The sequence below is a fragment of the Pantoea leporis genome, from assembly GCF_028048155.1.
Taxonomy (GTDB): domain Bacteria; phylum Pseudomonadota; class Gammaproteobacteria; order Enterobacterales; family Enterobacteriaceae; genus Pantoea; species Pantoea leporis.
This window is the reverse complement of sequence record NZ_JALMEU010000013.1, coordinates 61,337-80,601: the sequence shown is the minus strand read 5'-3', so window position 1 is coordinate 80,601 and position 19,265 is coordinate 61,337. Positions and strand designations below refer to the sequence as shown.

Annotated in this window: 19 protein-coding genes; 12 read left to right on the top strand and 7 right to left on the bottom strand. The window is 53.3% G+C overall.

The annotated features are described in order from the left end of the window. Window positions 1-56: 56 nt before the first annotated feature. From gpsA to MWH02_RS22275, 4 genes are read right to left on the bottom strand one after another with little or no spacing between them, the layout of a single operon-like run. On the bottom strand, window positions 57-1,076 hold the full coding sequence (gene gpsA, locus MWH02_RS22290; protein WP_101760667.1) for an NAD(P)H-dependent glycerol-3-phosphate dehydrogenase: 1,020 nt from the start codon (window positions 1,074-1,076) through the stop codon (window positions 57-59). Further along, window positions 1,076-1,540, bottom strand: a complete 465-nt coding sequence (gene secB, locus MWH02_RS22285) for a protein-export chaperone SecB (RefSeq protein WP_101760668.1) — start codon at window positions 1,538-1,540, stop codon at window positions 1,076-1,078. Before secB ends, gpsA begins: the two co-directional genes overlap by 1 nt. Before the next feature lie 40 nt (window positions 1,541-1,580). Next, window positions 1,581-1,835: a glutaredoxin 3 gene (gene grxC, locus MWH02_RS22280; protein ID WP_007885328.1), complete on the bottom strand. Its 255-nt coding sequence runs from the start codon at window positions 1,833-1,835 to the stop codon at window positions 1,581-1,583. 18 nt (window positions 1,836-1,853) lie between these two features. Next, entirely contained in the window at window positions 1,854-2,285 is a 432-nt protein-coding gene (locus MWH02_RS22275) for a rhodanese-like domain-containing protein (RefSeq protein ID WP_008109709.1), read from the bottom strand. A 249-nt stretch (window positions 2,286-2,534) separates the two neighbouring features. On the opposite strand from MWH02_RS22275, the gene envC reads away from it, so the two are divergent. From envC to MWH02_RS22255, 4 genes are read left to right on the top strand one after another with little or no spacing between them, the layout of a single operon-like run. After that, complete coding sequence (gene envC / locus MWH02_RS22270) at window positions 2,535-3,836, top strand: murein hydrolase activator EnvC (protein ID WP_271461486.1); 1,302 nt, start codon at window positions 2,535-2,537, stop codon at window positions 3,834-3,836. A gap of 3 nt (window positions 3,837-3,839) precedes the next feature. Then, window positions 3,840-4,736: a divergent polysaccharide deacetylase family protein gene (locus tag MWH02_RS22265; protein WP_101760671.1), complete on the top strand. Its 897-nt coding sequence runs from the start codon at window positions 3,840-3,842 to the stop codon at window positions 4,734-4,736. Between the two features lie 19 nt (window positions 4,737-4,755). Further along, complete coding sequence (locus MWH02_RS22260) at window positions 4,756-5,976, top strand: glycosyltransferase (protein WP_101760672.1); 1,221 nt, start codon at window positions 4,756-4,758, stop codon at window positions 5,974-5,976. Next, window positions 5,969-6,880 (top strand): hypothetical protein, encoded by a 912-nt coding sequence (locus tag MWH02_RS22255; RefSeq protein WP_101760673.1) that lies wholly within the window; start codon window positions 5,969-5,971, stop codon window positions 6,878-6,880. The genes MWH02_RS22260 and MWH02_RS22255 overlap by 8 nt, the downstream gene beginning before the upstream one ends. Before the next feature lie 30 nt (window positions 6,881-6,910). Here the strand turns inward: MWH02_RS22255 and tdh are convergent, their stop codons facing one another. Next, on the bottom strand, window positions 6,911-7,939 hold the full coding sequence (tdh, locus tag MWH02_RS22250) for an L-threonine 3-dehydrogenase (protein WP_101760674.1): 1,029 nt from the start codon (window positions 7,937-7,939) through the stop codon (window positions 6,911-6,913). Next, entirely contained in the window at window positions 7,936-9,144 is a 1,209-nt protein-coding gene (locus MWH02_RS22245) for a glycine C-acetyltransferase (RefSeq protein WP_110868205.1), read from the bottom strand. The genes tdh and MWH02_RS22245 overlap by 4 nt, the downstream gene beginning before the upstream one ends. Before the next feature lie 231 nt (window positions 9,145-9,375). On the opposite strand from MWH02_RS22245, the gene rfaD reads away from it, so the two are divergent. From rfaD to rfaC, 3 genes are read left to right on the top strand one after another with little or no spacing between them, the layout of a single operon-like run. Next, window positions 9,376-10,308 carry an ADP-glyceromanno-heptose 6-epimerase gene (gene rfaD, locus MWH02_RS22240; protein WP_101760676.1) on the top strand — a complete coding sequence of 311 codons (933 nt, stop codon included), beginning with the start codon at window positions 9,376-9,378 and terminating at the stop codon, window positions 10,306-10,308. Between the two features lie 17 nt (window positions 10,309-10,325). Beyond that, complete coding sequence (gene rfaF / locus MWH02_RS22235; RefSeq protein WP_271461485.1) at window positions 10,326-11,369, top strand: ADP-heptose--LPS heptosyltransferase RfaF; 1,044 nt, start codon at window positions 10,326-10,328, stop codon at window positions 11,367-11,369. A 2-nt stretch (window positions 11,370-11,371) separates the two neighbouring features. Beyond that, window positions 11,372-12,340: a lipopolysaccharide heptosyltransferase RfaC gene (gene rfaC / locus MWH02_RS22230; protein WP_101760678.1), complete on the top strand. Its 969-nt coding sequence runs from the start codon at window positions 11,372-11,374 to the stop codon at window positions 12,338-12,340. Between the two features lie 19 nt (window positions 12,341-12,359). On the opposite strand, the gene MWH02_RS22225 is transcribed toward rfaC, so the two are convergent. Further along, window positions 12,360-13,331: a polysaccharide deacetylase family protein gene (locus tag MWH02_RS22225; protein ID WP_217550417.1), complete on the bottom strand. Its 972-nt coding sequence runs from the start codon at window positions 13,329-13,331 to the stop codon at window positions 12,360-12,362. 318 nt (window positions 13,332-13,649) lie between these two features. Here MWH02_RS22225 and MWH02_RS22220 point away from each other — a divergent pair, with 318 nt between their 5' ends. The 5 genes from MWH02_RS22220 to MWH02_RS22200 all read left to right on the top strand — a co-directional run bounded on the left by MWH02_RS22220 (window position 13,650) and on the right by MWH02_RS22200 (window position 19,201). Further along, window positions 13,650-14,774, top strand: a complete 1,125-nt coding sequence (locus tag MWH02_RS22220) for a glycosyltransferase (protein ID WP_101760730.1) — start codon at window positions 13,650-13,652, stop codon at window positions 14,772-14,774. Between the two features lie 43 nt (window positions 14,775-14,817). Next, window positions 14,818-15,927, top strand: coding sequence for a glycosyltransferase family 9 protein (locus tag MWH02_RS22215; protein ID WP_271461498.1), 1,110 nt, complete (start codon window positions 14,818-14,820; stop codon window positions 15,925-15,927). Continuing rightward, entirely contained in the window at window positions 15,924-16,925 is a 1,002-nt protein-coding gene (locus MWH02_RS22210; protein ID WP_271461484.1) for a glycosyltransferase, read from the top strand. The genes MWH02_RS22215 and MWH02_RS22210 overlap by 4 nt, the downstream gene beginning before the upstream one ends. 73 nt (window positions 16,926-16,998) lie before the next feature. Continuing rightward, entirely contained in the window at window positions 16,999-18,075 is a 1,077-nt protein-coding gene (gene rfaQ, locus MWH02_RS22205; protein ID WP_101760682.1) for a putative lipopolysaccharide heptosyltransferase III, read from the top strand. Further along, on the top strand, window positions 18,068-19,201 hold the full coding sequence (locus MWH02_RS22200) for a glycosyltransferase family 4 protein (protein ID WP_271461483.1): 1,134 nt from the start codon (window positions 18,068-18,070) through the stop codon (window positions 19,199-19,201). The genes rfaQ and MWH02_RS22200 overlap by 8 nt, the downstream gene beginning before the upstream one ends. Window positions 19,202-19,265: the final 64 nt, after the last annotated feature.

Sequence of the window (19,265 nt, the reverse complement as noted above, 5' to 3'; positions counted from 1 at the left end):
CGATAAAAAAAGCGCCTGATGGGGCGCTACAGGTGGTGACGCTGGCGCATCCTGCTTTAGCTTTGGCTGTTTTCGTCCTTCCTTGCACGGCCAAGTAAGGTCAATGCTGCCTCTCGCGCTGATTTTCCGCAATAGAGCACCTGATAAATCTGCTCGGTAATCGGCATTTCTACGCCGACGCGCGCGGCCAATGCTTTGACTTCTTTGGTGTTTCTGTAGCCTTCTACAACTTGTCCGATAATGCGTTGCGCCTCGTCTACGCTCTCGCCTTGCCCCAGCATCATGCCGAAACGACGGTTGCGCGACTGATTATCGGTACAGGTCAGCACCAGATCGCCTAAACCGGCCATGCCCATAAAGGTGGTGGCATCGGCGCCCAGCGCTGCGCCAAGACGGCTCATTTCCGTCAGGCCGCGAGTGATCAAGGCGGTACGCGCGTTGGCACCAAAGCCAATGCCGTCAGAAATCCCCGCACCAATCGCAATCACGTTCTTCACCGCGCCGCCTAACTGCACGCCGATGAAATCCTGATTGTTGTAGACGCGGAAACTTTTGCCGCAGTGCAGCTTCTGCTGCAGGTCTTCAGCGAACTCAGCATCGGTGGATGCCAGTGCGATGGCCGTTGGCATGCCGGCTGCCAGCTCTTTTGCAAAGGTGGGTCCGGAAATCACCGCGAGTGGAATCGCATCGCCGAGGATTTCACGCGCCACATCCTGCAGCAACCGGCCGGTCTCTTTTTCCAGCCCCTTAGTCGCCCAGACAATCCGCGAATCGGCACGCAAATGCGGCTTAAGCTGCGTCAGCACGTCGCCAAATACATGGCTCGGCACGACGACCAGCAGATCGCGACTGGCGTTAACCACGGTTGCCAGATCGGCTTCAGGAACGAGATTATCAGGGAAAGGGACATCGGGCAGGAAAGCAGCATTGCAGCGGTCAGCTTGCAGCTGCGCCACGCTTTGAGGATTGTGGCCCCAGAGCAGAACCGGATGGCCGTTGCGGGCCAGCGTGATGGCCAATGCGGTGCCGTACGAGCCGGCACCGATGACGCTAATTGAAGCGTTGAGTGTAGTCATCAGGCATCCTGATGTGGCGCTTCGCCTTCACCTTGCTGCTGCAGATAGTTCATGAACAGCGCATCAAAGTTCACTGGCGCCAGGTTGAGCTGCGGGAAAGTACCACGAGACACAAGGCTGGTTACGCATTCGCGTGCATACGGGAACAGAATGTTCGGGCAGTACGCGCCGAGGCAATGCGCCATCTGCGTGCCTTCGATACCGCTAATGGTGAAAATGCCCGCTTGCTGTACTTCACACAGGAATGCGGTTTCTTCGCCAACGGTTGCCGTTACGGTAACGCGCAGAACGACTTCAAAAACGCCATCAGCTAACTGAGAAGAGGCGGTGTCCAGATCCAGCTTCACTTCCGGTTCCCACTCTTTCTGGAAAACCTGCGGTGCGTTTGGCGCTTCGTAAGAAACATCTTTGGTGTAAACACGTTGAATCTGGAACTGCATTTCGCTGCTGCTTTGCTCTGACATGTGACTAAATCCTGTGAGTTAAAATTGTCTGACCGAAAAGTTATGCCTGGAGTAAAGGATCAAGTCCCTGACGCCCATCCAGCGCGTAAAGATCGTCACAGCCGCCAATGTGCTGCGCATCAATAAAAATCTGTGGCACCGTAGTGCGGCCGCTGCGTTGAATCATCTCTTCACGTTTCGCCGCGTTCCCGTCAATGGGAATCTCCTGGAACGACACGCCTTTCTGATCCAACAACGCCTTTGCACGGTGGCAATAAGGACAAGTGACTTTGGTGTAGATCTCTACATTCGCCATACGGTTACCTCTGAGAAGTTATTTACCGCGCACCAGTGGCAGATTTTCACCACTCCAGCCGCTCACGCCATCTTTCAGTACGGAGACTTTTTCAAAACCCGCTGCGCTCAATTTCGCTGCAGATTCACCCGCACTTTGACCGGTCGCGCAAACTACAATTATGTGCTGTGACTTGTGCTTTTCCAGCTCGCCAAAGCTCTCTTTTTTGATGTCTGCTGCCGCTACGTTGATAGCCCCAGAAATGTGTCCTTTGCGGTAATCGTCACGTGAACGCACGTCTACCACCACCGCGTCCTCTTTGTTTATCAGGTGGGTAGCTTCACCACGGCTGATAGTTTTTACTTTAGAGAACATACCTTTAACGGTGGTCACAATCACGAGAACGAGTAAAGCGACCCATGCCAGACTGAGGATGGGGTGATTGCTTGCAAACTGCATAATTTCTTGCATGAGGGGTAACGACTCCAAACCGGGCTGATAAGCTAAAACAAGGGTTCTGAGTATACCTGCGCCACTTCGCATGTACAGTCGCTAAGGGGACAGAGTTACGATTTGTGCGTCATTTTCCAAAAAAAGTGTTCTAATCCCAAAATTAAGACAAAGTTTATGCCGGTAAGCTCGGTACAGACATTTTTAGTAAAGTAAAACCCGGCCGGGCTAACTGGTAAGCGGCTGTTCATCGTGGAATAATTATCGACTATGAAGGGAAAAGCGACCGTTACACACACAAGGACCCGTTACAACGGCACTGCGCTTCCGTTGTCATTTCGCTGGTCCGAAATCTCCCTGAGTCTGCTTCTGGCGGGCACATTATTACTTCCTGCCGCTGCACGCAGTGCGGATGACAGTAAAACGCAGTTGAAGTCCATTCAGCAGGACATTGCCGAGAAAGAAAAGAGCGTTACAGCGCAGAAAGTGCAGCGCAGTAAGTTGTTGGATCAGCTGCAAAGCCAGGAAAAAGTGATTGCGCAGGCCAGCCGTCAGCTGCGCGAAACGCGTAACAGCCTCAGTACGCTTGAGGGTGAAATCGCGCAGGTCACCTCTTCTATCTCGCGGCTGGAAAAGCAGCAAGCACAGCAGGAAAAACTGCTGGCACAACAGCTTGATGCCGCCTTCCGTCAGGGACAACATAATGGTCTGCAGTTGCTGCTCGGAGGCGAAGAAGCCCAGCGCAGCGAGCGCATTCTTGCCTATTTCGGCTATCTCAACGCCGCACGCCAGAAAAACATCGACGATCTCAAACAAACCCAGCAGCAATTAGAGGAACAGCGTCAATCATTGCAGGGCAAACAGGAGCAGCAAAAATCGTTGTTGGCCCAGCAGCAGACGCAGCAAAGCAAGCTGGAAGTCGCCAGCGCGGCGCGTAAGAAAACGCTCACCATACTGGAAAGCTCGCTGGAGAAAGATCAGGCGGACCTGGTTGAAATGCGTGAGAATGAAAGCCGCCTGCAAAGCAAAATCGCTAAGGCAGAGCGTGAAGCACGCGAACGTGCGGAACGCGAAGCGCGCGAGGCGGAAAAAGTGCGTCAGCGTCAGGCGCAGGCGAAAGCCAAAGGATCAAATTATCAGCCAACGCAGAGTGAGCGCGAGCTGATGGCGCGTACCGGCGGATTAGGCAAGCCCGGCGGGCAAGCGGTTTGGCCGGTACGGGGACGTATTGAACATCGCTTCGGTGAATCGATGCAGGGCGAATTACGCTGGAAAGGCCTGGTGGTCGATGCGCCAGAAGGTACCGAAGTGAAAGCCATCGCTGATGGACGCGTATTGATGGCCGACTGGCTGCAAGGCTATGGTCTGGTTGTCGTTCTGGAACACGGTAAAGGTGATATGAGCCTTTATGGCTACAACCAAAGCGCACTGGTGAGCGTGGGTGCTCAGGTGAAGGCAGGACAGCCTATCGCCCTTGTGGGCACCAGCGGCGGCCGCGGCACGCCTTCGCTCTACTTTGAAATCCGACGCCAGGGACAGGCCGTCAATCCACTACCGTGGTTAGGAAGATAAGTTTTGTTTCAACCCTCTAAGCTCTCGGCCGCCCTGTGCGGCCTGTTTCTGTCACTTTCCGCCCATGCGGGAAAACTCTCCATCGTGATCGATGACTTTGGTTATCGGCCAAAAGAAGAGAATAAAGTGCTGCAGATGCCCACCGCGATTTCCGTTGCGGTCCTGCCGAATGCGCCCCATGCGCGTGAGATGGCCACCAAAGCGCATCAGGGTGGTCGCGAAGTGCTGATCCACCTGCCGATGGCACCGCTTAGCAAACAGCCACTGGAGAAAGACACGCTGACGCCCGAGATGAGCAGCACGGAAATCGAGCGGATTATTCGAGAAGCCAGCGGCAAAGTGCCTTTTGCGGTTGGCCTGAATAACCATATGGGCAGCAAAATGACCTCCAGCCTGCCCGGCATGCAGAAAGTGATGCAGGTGCTTAATCACTACAACTATTACTTTCTCGATAGCATGACGATTGGCAATAGTCAGTCGATCCCAGCCGCGCAAGGTACCAACGTTAACGTCCTGAAACGCCGCGTGTTCCTTGATGATAGTCAGGATGAGGCTTCAATCCGCGCGCAGTTTACCCGCGCGGTGAAACTTGCGCAGCGCGATGGTTATGCCATTGCGATTGGTCATCCGCATCCGACGACGGTGCGCGTACTGCAGCAGATGCTGCCGACATTGCCAGCCGATATCACGCTAGTGCGGCCAAGCCAGTTGCTGAATGAGCCGCTGCATCAGGGTGCGGCTTCGCCGCCATCCAAAACGCAGCCGCCACGCTTCCGTGCGCCAGGCGTGTGTAAGCCGGGCAAACCGTTGCCGCCCGTGCCGCAGCACTATGCCGTTGAGTTGATCAGTGAAAGCATTGCGCAAAGTCTATTGGTTCAGACAATAAGGCAGCTCTTCTGAGCTCGGGAAAAGAAATTCAATGAGAAGAAAAATTCTGCTGTTGGATACCGGCCGCGAATGGGGCGGCGGTACCAACAGTATGCTCGAATTGCTCAAGCGCATTGATCGGCAGAGGTTCGATATTACCTGCTGTTTCTACAACAACTATTCTCGCGGCAACAGTGAAACCATTGAGTCAATTCTCAATTCGATTGGCATTCCGGTGGTTTTTATCGCCCAGCGTCGTCAGCCGAAATGGGCGAAAATCGCCAAAGAGCTGTTACGCACGCTATTCATTTTTAACCGCTCTTTAAAGAAGCAGATGATCGGTCGGGTTGACGAAAAATGGCGTGTATTGCCAAACGCCCAACAGATTTCATCTCTTATGCAAGCTGGGCAATATGACGCGCTGTATATGAATAATCAACCGAGCACCAATGTTGAAGGCTATCGCGCGGTTGAGGATTTGCAGGTTGCACTGATTCAACATTGCCGCATTGAGCCACAGTTAAATTCAGTGTTAGTGGACATGGTTAATAAACGCGTTGATGCCGTTATTGCGGTTTCGCATGGCGTAAATCAGACTTTGCGCCAAAGCGGCATTGATGCGCAGCGTTGCTTCACCGTTTCAAATGCTATCGATATTCATCAGGCCTTACCGGATCGCAAAGCCGTTCGCGCCCGCCTGGCTTATTCCCCTGATACCTTTATTTTTGGATCCATCGGCTCTCTTATTACGCGTAAAGCGAACCATCATATCTTCCAGGCGCTGGGCCAATTCAAACGCATACATCCCGAAGCCAATTGGAAAATGGTGGTGGTGGGTGCCGGGCCGGAACAGGAGAATTTGGTTTTGCTGGCGCGCAAAGAGAACATTGCGTCGAATATTGTGTTTACTGGCTTTCAAAATAACCCTCTGGATTACCTCGCGGCGTTTGACACTTTTATTCTCGCTTCAAGTAGTGAAGGCCTACCGCGCGTCGTGTTGGAAGCCATGCTGGTGAAAACGGCCGTGATTGGTTCGAACGTAGTTGGAACGGCAGAACTAATTAGCCACAACGAAACCGGATTATTATTCGAATACGGCGATATTAAACAATTAAGTGCGCATCTTGCCGTATTATGGCAAGACGCAAGTTTACGCCAGCGTCTCATTAACACCGCCGAAGAACGTGTACGCGAATGCTACGCCATTGAAAACTATGTGGCCGGGGTAGAGACGATATTGGATAACAGTATTGAAAGGAAAACTCATGTTTGATTTTTTGAACAAAAATCGTCGGCATATTCGTGCACGTCATAATATTCCTTATGCGCAAAGCAATACGCAAGGCGACGTTACGGTTACCTCGGTTGTTATTCCGTGCACTGGCGCGGATTATGTTGAAGAAGCGTTATTAAGCGCTGAGTTTGCTCGTCGGTTTGCGCCGGAAATGGAAGAGATTGTTATCGTGAGCGACCAATCTGAGCAGGCTTTTGGCAAACTTCCACATAATTGCCGCGTGGTAACGCTCAATGTTCCGCATCGCGAGGAAAGTTATCGTTATAAGCAAATCTATCGCAGTCGCCTAATTAAAATTCAGGCGCCTTTACAAGCCAAAGGCGACGGTATTTTAATGATTGATTCGGATCTGAATTTGCTTAAATCGCCTGATATTCGTATGCATCCAGGCCACCTTTACTCCAGTTTCCGTAACGGGAAAATGATCGCCAAGCTAGAGGGCGCGGAAGCACAGGCCATTCCCGCCTATTACCGGCCATCGATAAGACCTTATTTTGAAGATCACGTTAATGGTGCGTACCTGGCGGCAACCCGACAAACCTGGAAACGCATTTGTCCACTCTGGTTAACGCTCTTTCAGGATACCTGGGAATTAATGAATGACAGCCAACCGCCGACGGATCAGCTTCCCCTCGCCGCTTTGTTGGATATGTTGGATCTTCGCACGGTCAATTTAGGAGAATGGGCAAACTGGCCGGTTTCCAAAAAGATTGGCGGTAGCTCAGCAACCATTCCGGCAGACGTCATTGGCGCGCACGGTGGATTTCCATTGAGTGAATGGCAAAAGTATTTACTGGATCCCACCCAGCCACTCACCTTTAAAGGCCAGGACTACACCCGCAAAGTGCGCTACCTGACGGACGATGAAAAGAAACAATCCTGAAACTCTCCGGCCACCAGGCCGGAGAATGAATTAATCCCAGCTCAACACCACTTTGCCCGATCTTCCCGAGCGCATCTCATCAAAGCCCTGCTGGAACTCATCAATGTGATAGCGATGAGTGATGATGGGCGTCAGATCGAGGCCGGACTGAATCAGCGCCGCCATCTTGTACCAGGTTTCGAACATCTCGCGGCCGTAGATGCCTTTGATGAACAAGCCTTTAAAGATCACCTGATTCCAGTCGATGGACATCTCGCCCGGCGGAATGCCCAGCAGCGCGATGCGGCCGCCGTGGTTCATTACCTCCAGTAAGGTGCGGAACGCCGGTGGCGCACCAGACATCTCCAGACCGACATCAAAACCTTCGGTCATGCCGAGTTCGGCCATCACATCACGCAGATTTTCCTGCGCCACGTTGACGGCGCGCGTTACGCCCATTTTGCGTGCCAGATCGAGGCGATAGTCGTTGATGTCGGTGATCACCACATGACGCGCGCCGACGTGCTTGCACACCGCCGCCGCCATGATGCCAATCGGCCCGGCACCGGAGATCAGCACATCTTCGCCCACCAGATCGAACGAAAGCGCAGTGTGCACCGCATTGCCAAAGGGATCGAAAATCGCCGCCAGTTCGTCAGAAATGTTGTCGGGAATTTTGAAGGCATTAAACGCCGGAATCACCAGATATTCGGCAAAGCAGCCCTGACGATTAACGCCAACGCCTACCGTGTTGCGGCACAGATGCGTGCGTCCAGCGCGGCAGTTGCGGCAATGGCCGCAGGTGATGTGGCCTTCACCGGAAACACGATCGCCAACGGCAAAGCCCTTAACTTCCTGGCCCATTCCCACCACTTCACCCACATATTCGTGGCCGGTGATCATCGGCACCGGAATGGTTTTGCGCGACCAGTCATCCCAGTTGTAGATGTGCACGTCGGTACCGCAGATAGCGGTTTTACGAATCTTAATCAGTAGGTCGTTATGGCCGGGTTCAGGTATTGGCGCGTCCTTGACCATCCAAATGCCTTCTTCGGCTTTTAATTTGGCGAGTGCTTTCATTTCCCTGCTCCTGAAATAACGCCCAGCTGTTGACCAATACGGGTGAAGGCCGCCACGGCGTGTTCCAGCTGCGCCTGCGTATGTCCGGCAGAGATCTGCGTGCGGATACGTGCCTGACCTTGCGGTACCACCGGATAGAAGAAGCCTGTGACGTAGATTCCTTCCTGCTGCAACAGGCTGGCAAATTGCTGCGCCACTTTGGCATCGCCCAGCATTACGGGGATGATGGCGTGATCGGCGCCGGCCAGCGTGAAGCCTGCGGCAGTCATCTTCTCGCGGAAGAAGCGGGCATTTTCCCACAGACGCTGGCGCAAACCGTCACCTTCACTCAGCAGCTCCAGCACGCGCAGCGAGGCAGCCACAATCGCAGGCGCCAGCGAGTTGGAGAACAGATACGGACGCGAGCGCTGACGCAGCCACTCAACCACTTCTCTTTTCGCCGCCACGTAGCCGCCCGATGCGCCACCCAGCGCTTTACCCAGCGTGCCGGTCAGAATGTCGACGCGATCCATCACGCCGCAATATTCGTGCGTGCCGCGTCCGGCAGAACCCACAAAGCCCACCGCATGGGAATCATCGACCATCACCAGCGCATCGAACTCATCGGCCAGATCGCAAATACCCTGCAGATTGGCAATCACGCCATCCATCGAGAACACGCCATCGGTGGCAATCAGGATGTGGCGCGCGCCTTTGTCGCGTGCTTCCTGTAAACGCGCACGCAGCTCACTCATGTCATTATTGGCGTAACGATAGCGCTGCGCTTTACACAAACGCACGCCATCAATGATCGATGCGTGATTAAGGGCATCTGAAATAATCGCGTCTTCGGCGCTGAGCAGCGTTTCAAACAGGCCGCCGTTGGCATCAAAGCAGGACGAGAACAGAATCGCGTCTTCCATGCCGAGGAACGCGGCCAGCTTGTGTTCCAGCTGCTGGTGGATGTCCTGCGTGCCGCAGATAAAGCGCACCGAGGCCATGCCAAAACCGTGCGTATCCATGCCGTCTTTCGCCGCCTGGATCAATGCCGGATGATTAGCTAAACCCAAATAGTTATTGGCGCAGAAGTTGATGACGGGCGGGCTGTTAGCAACGTTGATTTCTGCCTGCTGCGCCGACGTGATGGTGCGTTCTTGTTTGAACAATCCGTCCTGACGTGTTGTCTCAAGTTGTTGACGAATTTGCGAATAAAACTGACTGGACATGATTATGCTCCTCAGATAGCAAATATTTGGCACATATTACTGATCGAAAAGCGAATCAACGACATTTCAGCCATCAATATCTCGGTTTTGCAGCATAGTTCACGCTGCGAACAGGATTTGTGCAGCGTATACGGCGTCATCTGGCTGCCTGCGTCTGGCTGAAATGTTATGATGATAGGCATTCGTGGGTGAAACCTCCTGTTTCCCCCCAACTCTTTAAAGGCAAAGCATATGATTATCGTAACCGGTGGCGCTGGCATGATTGGCAGCAACATTGTTAAAGCGCTGAACGACCGCGGTCTGACCGACATTTTGGTGGTGGATAATCTGAAGGATGGCACCAAGTTCGTGAATCTGGCGGATCTCGACATCGCCGATTACATGGATAAAGAGGAATTCCTCAGCTACATCATGTCTGGCGAAGATCTCGGCCCCATCGAAGCCGTGTTCCATGAAGGTGCGTGTTCCGCAACCACCGAGTGGGATGGCAAGTACATGATGGATAACAACTATCAGTACTCGAAAGATCTGCTGCACTTCTGCCTCGAGCGCGAAATCCCGTTCCTCTACGCCTCATCTGCTGCCACTTACGGCGGCCGCAATGAGAACTTCATCGAAGAGCGCCAGTACGAGCAGCCGCTGAATGTGTACGGCTACTCAAAAATGCTGTTCGATCACTACGTGCGCCAGATTCTGCCTGAAGCAGACTCACCGGTGTGCGGCTTCCGTTACTTCAACGTGTACGGTCCGCGTGAAGGCCACAAAGGCGGCATGGCGAGCGTCGCGTTCCACCTCAATACGCAAATTAGCAACGGTGAAAATCCAAAACTGTTCGAAGGCAGCGACGATTTCCGCCGCGACTTCATCCATGTTGATGACGTGGTTGCGGTAAATCTGTGGTGCTGGGAAAACGGCGTTTCCGGTATCTACAACTGCGGAACAGGCCGTGCTGAATCTTTCCAGGAAGTGGCGGATGCGGTGCTGAACTTCCATCAGAAAGGCCAGATTGAATACATTCCGTTCCCGGACAAGCTGAAAGGCCGTTATCAGGCGTTTACCCAAGCCGATCTCACCAATCTGCGTGCAGCCGGTTACGACAAGCCGTTCAAAACCGTTGCGCAAGGCGTGGGCGAATACATGGCCTGGCTGAACCGTAACGTATAAGGAAACCGGCAGCAGCGATGAAAATTCTGGTTATTGGCCCATCATGGGTCGGCGATATGATGATGTCGCAAAGTCTCTATCGCACGCTCAAGGCTGAGCATCCTGATGCGGTGATCGACGTGATGGCGCCGGCCTGGTGCCGCCCATTGTTGTCGCGTATGCCGGAAGTGAATCAGGCGCTGGCGATGCCGCTCGGCCACGGCGCATTGGCGCTGGGCGAGCGTCGTCGTTTGGGGAAAACCCTGCAGGCCAGTGGCTATGACCGCGCCTATGTGCTGCCGAACTCCTTTAAATCTGCGCTGGTGCCGTTTTTCGCCGGGATCAAACGTCGCACCGGCTGGCGCGGCGAGATGCGCTATGGCGTGTTAAATGATGTCCGCGTGCTGGACAAAGCGGCCTTTCCGTTGATGGTTGAGCGCTATGTGGCGCTCGGCTATGACAAACCGGTTGCTTCCGCGCAGCAGCTGCCGCAGCCGTTGCTGTGGCCGCAATTACGTGTCGATGATGATGAAAAGCGGATGACGGCGGCGCAGTTTGCGCTGTCCGCCGAACGTCCGGTGATTGGGTTTTGTCCGGGCGCAGAGTTTGGCCCGGCGAAGCGCTGGCCGCATTATCATTATGCCGCGCTGGCAGAGCAGCTGATTGGCGAAGGTTATCAGGTGGTGCTGTTCGGTTCGGCGAAAGATCGTGAAACCGGCGACACCATTGTGCAGACGCTATCAGAAGCGGCGCGTGCGCACTGCAAAAATCTGGCGGGTGAGACGCAACTCGAGCAAGCCGTGATTCTGCTGGCGAACTGTGTGGCGGTGGTCAGTAACGATTCCGGCCTGATGCATATCGCTGCGGCGCTTAATCGTCCGCTGGTGGCGCTGTATGGCCCAAGCAGCCCGGACTTCACTCCGCCGTTATCTCAGCACGCGCGCATTATTCGTTTGATCACCGGCTATCACAAAGTCCGCAAAGGTGATGCCGAGCAAGGTTATCACCAGAGCCTGATTGATATTCAGCCAGCGCGCGTCCATCAGGAACTGAGCGCGCTGTTGCATCCGGTGCAGGAGTAAAGATGCACGTTTTGATTGTTAAAACCTCCTCGATGGGAGACGTGCTGCATACCTTGCCAGCGCTCACGGATGCGATGCAGGCGATTCCAGGCATCAAGTTTGATTGGGTGGTGGAAGAAAACTTCGCTCAAATCCCCGCCTGGCATCCGGCGGTGGATAGAGTGCTGCCAGTGGCGATTCGCCGCTGGCGCAAGCACTGGTTCGGTAGCCAGCAGCGTGAAGAGCGTGTGCAATTTAAGCGTGAGCTGCAATCGCGTCAGTATGATGTGGTGCTGGATGCACAAGGTTTGATCAAAAGCGCCGCGCTGGTAACGCGCCTGGCAAAAGGCGAGAAGCACGGGCAGGACAGCCGCAGCGCACGCGAACCTTTCGCCAGCTGGTGGTATGACAAACGCCATGAAATCAACAAGCAACAGCATGCCGTCGAACGTACGCGCGAGCTGTTTGCCAAAAGCCTCGGCTATGAAAAGCCTGCAACGCAGGGCGACTACGCGATTGCCGGCCATTTCCGGTCTACGCTGCCCAATGACACGCAGCCTTATCTGGTGTTTCTGCATGCTACCACGCGTGATAACAAACACTGGCCGGAGTCACACTGGCGTGCGCTGATTGAGTTAGTTCAGCCAACAGGATTGCGCGTGAAATTGCCGTGGGGCGCAGAGCATGAACATCAACGCGCACAGCGTCTGGCCGAAGGCTTCGACCATGTTGAGGTATTGCCTAAGTTAACGCTGGAGCAGGTAGCGCAAGAATTAGCTGGCGCGCGAGCGGTGGTGTCGGTAGATACCGGTTTAAGTCATCTGACGGCAGCGCTGGATCGTCCGAATATCACGCTGTACGGCCCAACCGATCCCGGTCTAATTGGTGGCTATGGCGAGAATCAGTACGTGCTGCGCCCTGCAGAAGGCCACAGCATGGCGGATATTCAAGCCATAGATGTCGCAACAATGATTAAAGAAATCACGGTATAGTTTTATAACGTACCGTAATTTAGCGTGACTGGTCACTTTTCTTTAAAAGCGCGTATTCTGTTAGCGTCATGCCCTGAGTACGTGGTTGTAACCAGCTAAATAGCTGCTCTAAATCATCGTAAAGGTGCTCAATATCAGCCTCATTTTTAAACGTGGGGCTGCCATCGGGCATAAATTCTGATGAATGCAGCATGAACTCAACGTAATCATTTCCCTGGCTAAGTGTTTGCTCAACCACCTGTTTCATCTGCTGCACATTGCCCCCCACCGGACGTAGCCAATTAACAGATGGACCGCGCTTCTTGCCGCGCATGTCATTCCACGCTTTTTTTAGCTGATTAGTGAAAGCGCCATAGCGGTACTGAATGCTCATCGGCAACTCCAGCAACGGGCTGTCACCCGCGCGGGAAATATCACTAACATCAAGGTAATAGGCATGATCCGGGAAACGGCTGTAATCGGTGCCGCCTTTGCCTTGCGGCGCGCCGGATGAATTGCGCCAATCCACGCGAGGTGTGACGGAGCAATCAACTAAATAACCGTTGTCGATCAATGCTCGAGCGTAAACTTCATTAAAAGCCCAGCGTCCGGCACGATGACTGGTCATCTTCTGCCGAAAAGCGCTTTCCAGCAAATCGGTCATGTAAGCGACCTTGTCGCGCAGGATATTTTCTGGAAATTCAATCAAATAAGGCTGATAGCGCCAGTCATCATCGGTCAACGCGTATTCCGGCGGGCTATACCATGCATGAAGATGCATGCCGATTTCACCTTGCCCACGCGCCAGCAGATCGCGACCAAATTCAACATACGCCGCATCGCTCGCCATTTCGTAATTCGTTAGCCAGGTGGGTTTAAAACCGTATTTCTCACATAAGGCTTGAAAGCGCGGCAGAAACTGAACATTTCGCGTGGTAACCTTGCCGCTGCGATTGCGCCAAAGATTATCGCCTTCAGTATCGAGAGTGATTAAAAACGCAGGCTTATCCATAACTTATCCGATAAAATGAGCACTTTCTCATCGCTATGGTACGCAAGCCCATGAATGAGGGCAAACTTTTCATTTGCTGCAGTGAGCAGATGTTGGTAGCAGTATAATAGCGGTTAAACTAGAGTAAATTAGAATGCACATCGGCCCTAATACGCAGAATACTCATCTTAAGAGCAATGCGTAATGTCTGAAGCCAAACATACCTAATAAATTGATTTATCTTATATTCAGTCCTGTTTTATCAGGGGATGATAGATATTTTGTCATACAAAACAGGCTGGCGATTAGGAGCAAAAGAATTTGTCGAAGCGCATTCTGATGGTAATTGATGGCCTGCCGGGCGGTGGCGCCGAAAAAGTTGTTCTGACGCTGGCTGAAGGTTTTATCAGCCAGGGGCATCGGGTGTCGCTCTTCTCCTTACGCAAAGTCTGTGAATATCCCATTCCTGCAGGCGTTGATTATCAGACCGTGATTGATAAAAGCTCACGGCCGTGGCGCAAACTGACTGAAACCCATCGTCGTGCACATTTGCTTGATGAATCCGTGCGCCAAAGCGAAGCGCTGCACGGAAAATTTGATTTGGTCTTGTCTAATCTGCATAAAACCGATCGGATTGTCCGCTATGCGCGTGCGCTGGATGCCAGTAAAACCTGGTATTGCCTGCACGGCGTTTTTTCAGCCTCCTATCTTGCGCGCAAATCAGGTTTCTCTTTGTGGCTTAAGCGGCTGAAAATTCGCGATACTTATCGCGGCAAGCAGCTTATCGGTGTCTCGCAATATGTCATTGATGATGTGATTCAAAACATCGGGGTGAAGCCAAGCAAAGCACAGGTCATCTTTAACCCGTTTGATTTCGAACTTATTTCCCGCCTGGCCGCAGAACCGTGTCCACTTGCCGGAAGCAATTTTGTGCTGCATGTGGGGCGTTTTCATGAAACCAAGCGCCACGATCGCTTGCTGGCCGCCTATGCTCAAAGTGGCATCACGGCTCCGCTGGTGCTATTAGGTCAGGGAAGCGAAAAAATCACGGAAAGATTACGCCAGCAAGCCATCGATTTAGGCATCGCGGAGCGCGTACGCTTTGAAGGTTTCCATAAAAATCCTTACCCATGGATTCGCCACGCTCGCTTATTAGTGGTGAGTTCAGACAGCGAAGGTTTTGGCAATGTACTGGTCGAAGCTTTAAGCTGCGGCACGCCGATAGTCAGCACTCGCTGCCCTGGCGCACCATCAACTATCATGAGCGGAGATCTTGCACGCGGGCTAGCGGATTTGAATGCGGATTCACTGGCGCAGAAAATGCACGAGGTTTATGCCGCTCCGCCTGATTTGCAACATCTGGACTTAAGCATTTATAGTCTCAAGGTTATTTGTCAGCAGTATTTGCAACTGGCAGAAGTGGAAGAACCACTATTTTCAGGCACTGAGCACGTTTCAGGTTAACAGGTCCCCATGTCGGTGTGGCCGTATCATGGGGATAAAAACGTTGACGTATGTGATTCTCTTTTTACTCTTTTTGCCGGTCAAATGGGTGATGAAAATCTTCCATGGCCGAACCGGTAAAAATCTGGTGATTCAAACAGCCAAAATCGGTGATTTCATCAATATCACTCCGCTGTTAACTCATTTGGGGAAAAGCGACGCACTGTTAAGCAATAGCGTTGCCGCGCTCGCTTCGCGCGATAACACGCTGGAAAATATTTGGTATATCGAAGAGCATCGCTCCGGCCTCATTAAGAAAATTAAACTGGTCTGGCAACTGCTCAACCGTTACGACAACATCTATCTGTTACATCCCACCAACCTCAACCTGTTCATTGCCGCTTGCTGTAATGCCAGCAACAAACAGTTTCTTTCCAGCTACCGCCGCAAAGGTTATCAGGGATTGTTTTATCTCACCGCAAGCGGTGTGGTGGAGCATGAGAGAAATACTCTGACGCTGGAAAATTACCTAAAACTCGCCGATCGCTCGTTCACTAAAGAGAGTTATCCGAAGCATGCGACACAACCACTTTGGCACCCCAACTCGCTGCCGGATGAAATATTCCAGCATGATGGCATTCGCATTGGCATCAGTATCACCGCAGGCAATCAGGCAAAAACCATTCCACCGAAAATCTGGCAGCGACTTTTTGACCACTTAAGCGATTTACCCTGCCAGTTTTATGCCTTTGGCGCACCGAATGAACAATCACGCTTGCAGGAGCTGTATAAAGTTGTCGGCGCGCGCGCGAACCTGACAAGCCTTGTCGGCAAAGTGCCGTTGGAGGACGTCCCTGCGGTCATTAGCGAGATGGATTTCTATATCGCGTCAGATTCCGGCAATGTCTATATTGCCGATGCGCAACAAGTGCCGATCATTTTGATTTACGGCCCATGTTGCGTCGAAGAGCAGCGGCCGCTGGGTGATGTGTTGTTGATTGGCCCAAATCATATTGCGCCCTCATCCTTTGTTTTCGCCGCGCAGTACAAATTTATGCATCCTACTGAACAGCTGTTTGAACTGGATCAGCGGAAGCTTGACGATATTCACGATTTTATTAGCACGCGGCAGCAACAACGCCTGGCGCGACGGAAGAACATGAAAACAGCATGACAACGCAGCCCGAAAGCTCAGCCCCGTTACTCAGTCTCATTATTCCTATGTTTAACGCAGGCAGCGATTTTGCTGCCTGTGTGCAAGCGCTGCTGGCTCAAACTCTCACCTCACTGGAAATTATCATTGTCGATGATGGTTCCACTGACGGTTCGGGGGAGCGTGCTGATGCTTATGCGCAGCAGCATCCCCATGTTCGCGTTATCCATCAGACCAATGGCGGCGTATCGCGCGCGCGCAATGCGGGCTTAGCGGTGGCGCGCGGTAAGTACGTTTCGTTTCCGGATGCTGACGACACCATGGATGCCGCGATGTATCAAACGCTGGTTGAGATGGCGGAGCGCGACAATCTGGATGCCGCACAGTGCAACGCGGAATGGTTTTTCAAAGCCAGCCAGCAAGTAAAACCGCTGATTCCGCTCGATCGCCTCACCAGCACCGAGGTACTGAGCGGCCCTGAGTGGCTTAATAAGGCGCTGCAAACGCATCGCTACATGCATGTGGTTTGGCTGGGCATTTACCGCCGAGAGTTGATCGAACAGCTTAAACTCTACTTTGAACCCGGCCTGCATCATCAGGACATTCCATGGACCACCGAGTTCATGCTCAACGCGCAACGTGTGCGTTACACCGATAAAGTGTTGTACTGCTACTACATGCATGATGCTTCCATCAGCAACCGTAAGCGCACCGGCCAGCGTAATGTGGAATATCAGCGTCACTACCTGAGAATCGCGCAGTTGCTGGAAGAGCTCAATACACGCTACCGTCATAAGGTAAAAATCTACCCGGCATTTCACTACCAGATTACGCATGAGGCGCTCAGCGTCTGCCACTGTATCCGACGCGAACCCGAAGAGAGCGCACGTCAGGCGATGATTGCCGATTTGTTCGCTACGCAAACTCACCGGCGCATGCTGCGTAACGCGCGCGGTATAAAGCAATGGTATCAACTGCTGCTATGGCTAAGCCGGATTTACCGCTGGCGCAAGAAATAAGCGCCGCGTCCGGCTTTCACGCCTTTGGGGTTTGCCTTACAATCAGCTGACTGAATTCTGAGATCATTTGAGTATGGCAAGCCCGATTCCAGACCAATTTGCACCGAAAAATATTCTGCTGATCAAGCTGCGTCATCACGGCGACATGCTGCTGACCACGCCCGCGATAAACGCGCTGCGCCAACGCTATCCTCAGGCGAACATCGACGTTCTGCTCTACAAAGAAACCCGTCCAATGCTGGAGGCGCACCCGGCCATTCGCCAGTTGCACATCATTGATCGCAACTGGAAGAAGGAAGGCGGCTGGCAGAAATTCCGGCATGAAATGGCCCTGCTTTCCGCGGTGCGCGCGTGCCATTATGACCTGGTGATTAACCTCGCCGATCAGTGGCGCAGCGCCATCATTACCGGATTCTCTGGCGCGCCGGTGCGTATCGGTTTTGCCTTCCGCAAACGTGATAACGCCTTATGGCGCTGGATGCACAACCATCTGGTCAGCACGGAAGATCATCATCAGCTGCATACGGTTGAACAGAATATGGCCGCGCTCAAGCCGCTGGGCATCGGCGGCGCCGGCGCAAAAGCCTCGATGCATTTCAGCACAGCCGATCAACAAATAGTGCAGGATGTACTGGCTCATCATGCGGTGAAAATGCCGTTTGTTGTGCTGCAACCCACTTCTCGCTGGCTGTTCAAATGCTGGGAAGATGAAAAAGTCGCACAGCTAATTGATGCGCTCGCTGCCGAAGGCCGCACCGTGGTACTCACGGCGGCGCCGGACCAGAAAGAAATGGCAATGATCGCCAATATTCAGTCGCTGTGTCGCAGCCACAATGTGGTGTCGCTGGCGGGAGAATTATCCTTGCCGCAGCTGGCGGCGCTGATTGATGCGGCACAGCTGTTTATCGGCGTAGATTCTGCGCCGATGCACATGGCCGCCGCGCTGGAAACGCCGTGTCTTGCGCTGTTTGGACCTACCAAGCTGCAACACTGGCGTCCGTGGGGCGATCACAATCGCGTGATTTGGGCCGGTGATTATGGCCCGCTCCCCTCGCCAGACGACATCGATACCAACACGCAACAGCGCTATCTTTCTGCCATTCCCGTTGAGGATGTGGTGGCTGCCGCCCGGAGTTTTTTGCATGAGTAAGTTACGCCTGGCGATTGTCCGGCAGAAATACCGCCCAGACGGCGGCGCTGAACGTTTTATTTCGCGTGCGCTGGAAGCGCTGGATAGCGAGCAGCTCGATCTCAATATCATCACTCGCAGCTGGCAGGGCACGCCGAATCCGGCCTGGCATCTGCACATCTGCAATCCAGCGAAATTCGGTCGCATCTCGCGCGAGCGCGGTTTTGCGTGTGCCGCGCGTGCATGCTGGGAACGCGAAAAGTTCGATATTGTGCAAAGCCACGAACGCATCGCCGGTTGCGATATCTTTCGTGCCGGTGATGGCGTGCATCGCGTCTGGCTGGAGCAGCGCGCGCGCATTGTGACGCCGTGGCAGCGCTTAAGCGCCCGCCTTAGTCGTTATCATCGTTATGTGTTACAGGCGGAAGCCGATATGTTCAACGCGCCGTCGTTGAAAGCGGTGATCTGTAACTCAGAGATGGTGAAACAGGATATTTTGCGTCATTTCAGGCTCGATGCCAGCAAGATCCATGTGATTCACAACGCCATTGATAGCCAACGCTTCCAGCCAGCCAGCGAAGCGCTGCGTCATGCAGCACGTCAGCAGCTCAAACTGCCGCAGGATGCCACGGTGATGATTTACGTGGGTTCGGGTTTTGAGCGTAAAGGCTTAAAAGCGGCGATTGAAGCGGTGGCGAAAAGCGATCGCTATCTGGTGGTGGTCGGCCAGGATAAGCAGCTGTCGCGCTATCAGCAGCTGGCAAACCAGCTCAATTGCCTCGATCGCTTACGCTTCGTCGGCGTGCAGCAGGACGTGCAACCGTTCTACCATGCAGCCGATGCGCTGCTGCTGCCTACGCTTTATGATCCCTTCCCAAATGTAGTGCTGGAAGCGATGGCTTGCGGCCTGGCGGTGATCACCAGCACCGGCTGCGGCGGCGCAGAGTTTATCACTGCGGGTCAGGAAGGTTTTGTCTGCGATGCATTAGATATCAACGCGTTAAACGAAGCCGTGCTGGCAACACCGGCGCTTTCACACAATTCTGCCATGGGCGAAGCCGCACGTCGCAGAATTGAACCTTATGGTCCGCAGCGGCTGGCGCAAGCGCTGACCTCGCTGTATCAGCAAGTGCTGCAGACCAGCTGACGAAGTGGTATGAGCAGGCGGTTAATTTCTGATAACATGCCGCCTTTCATCTGTTTTTTGACGC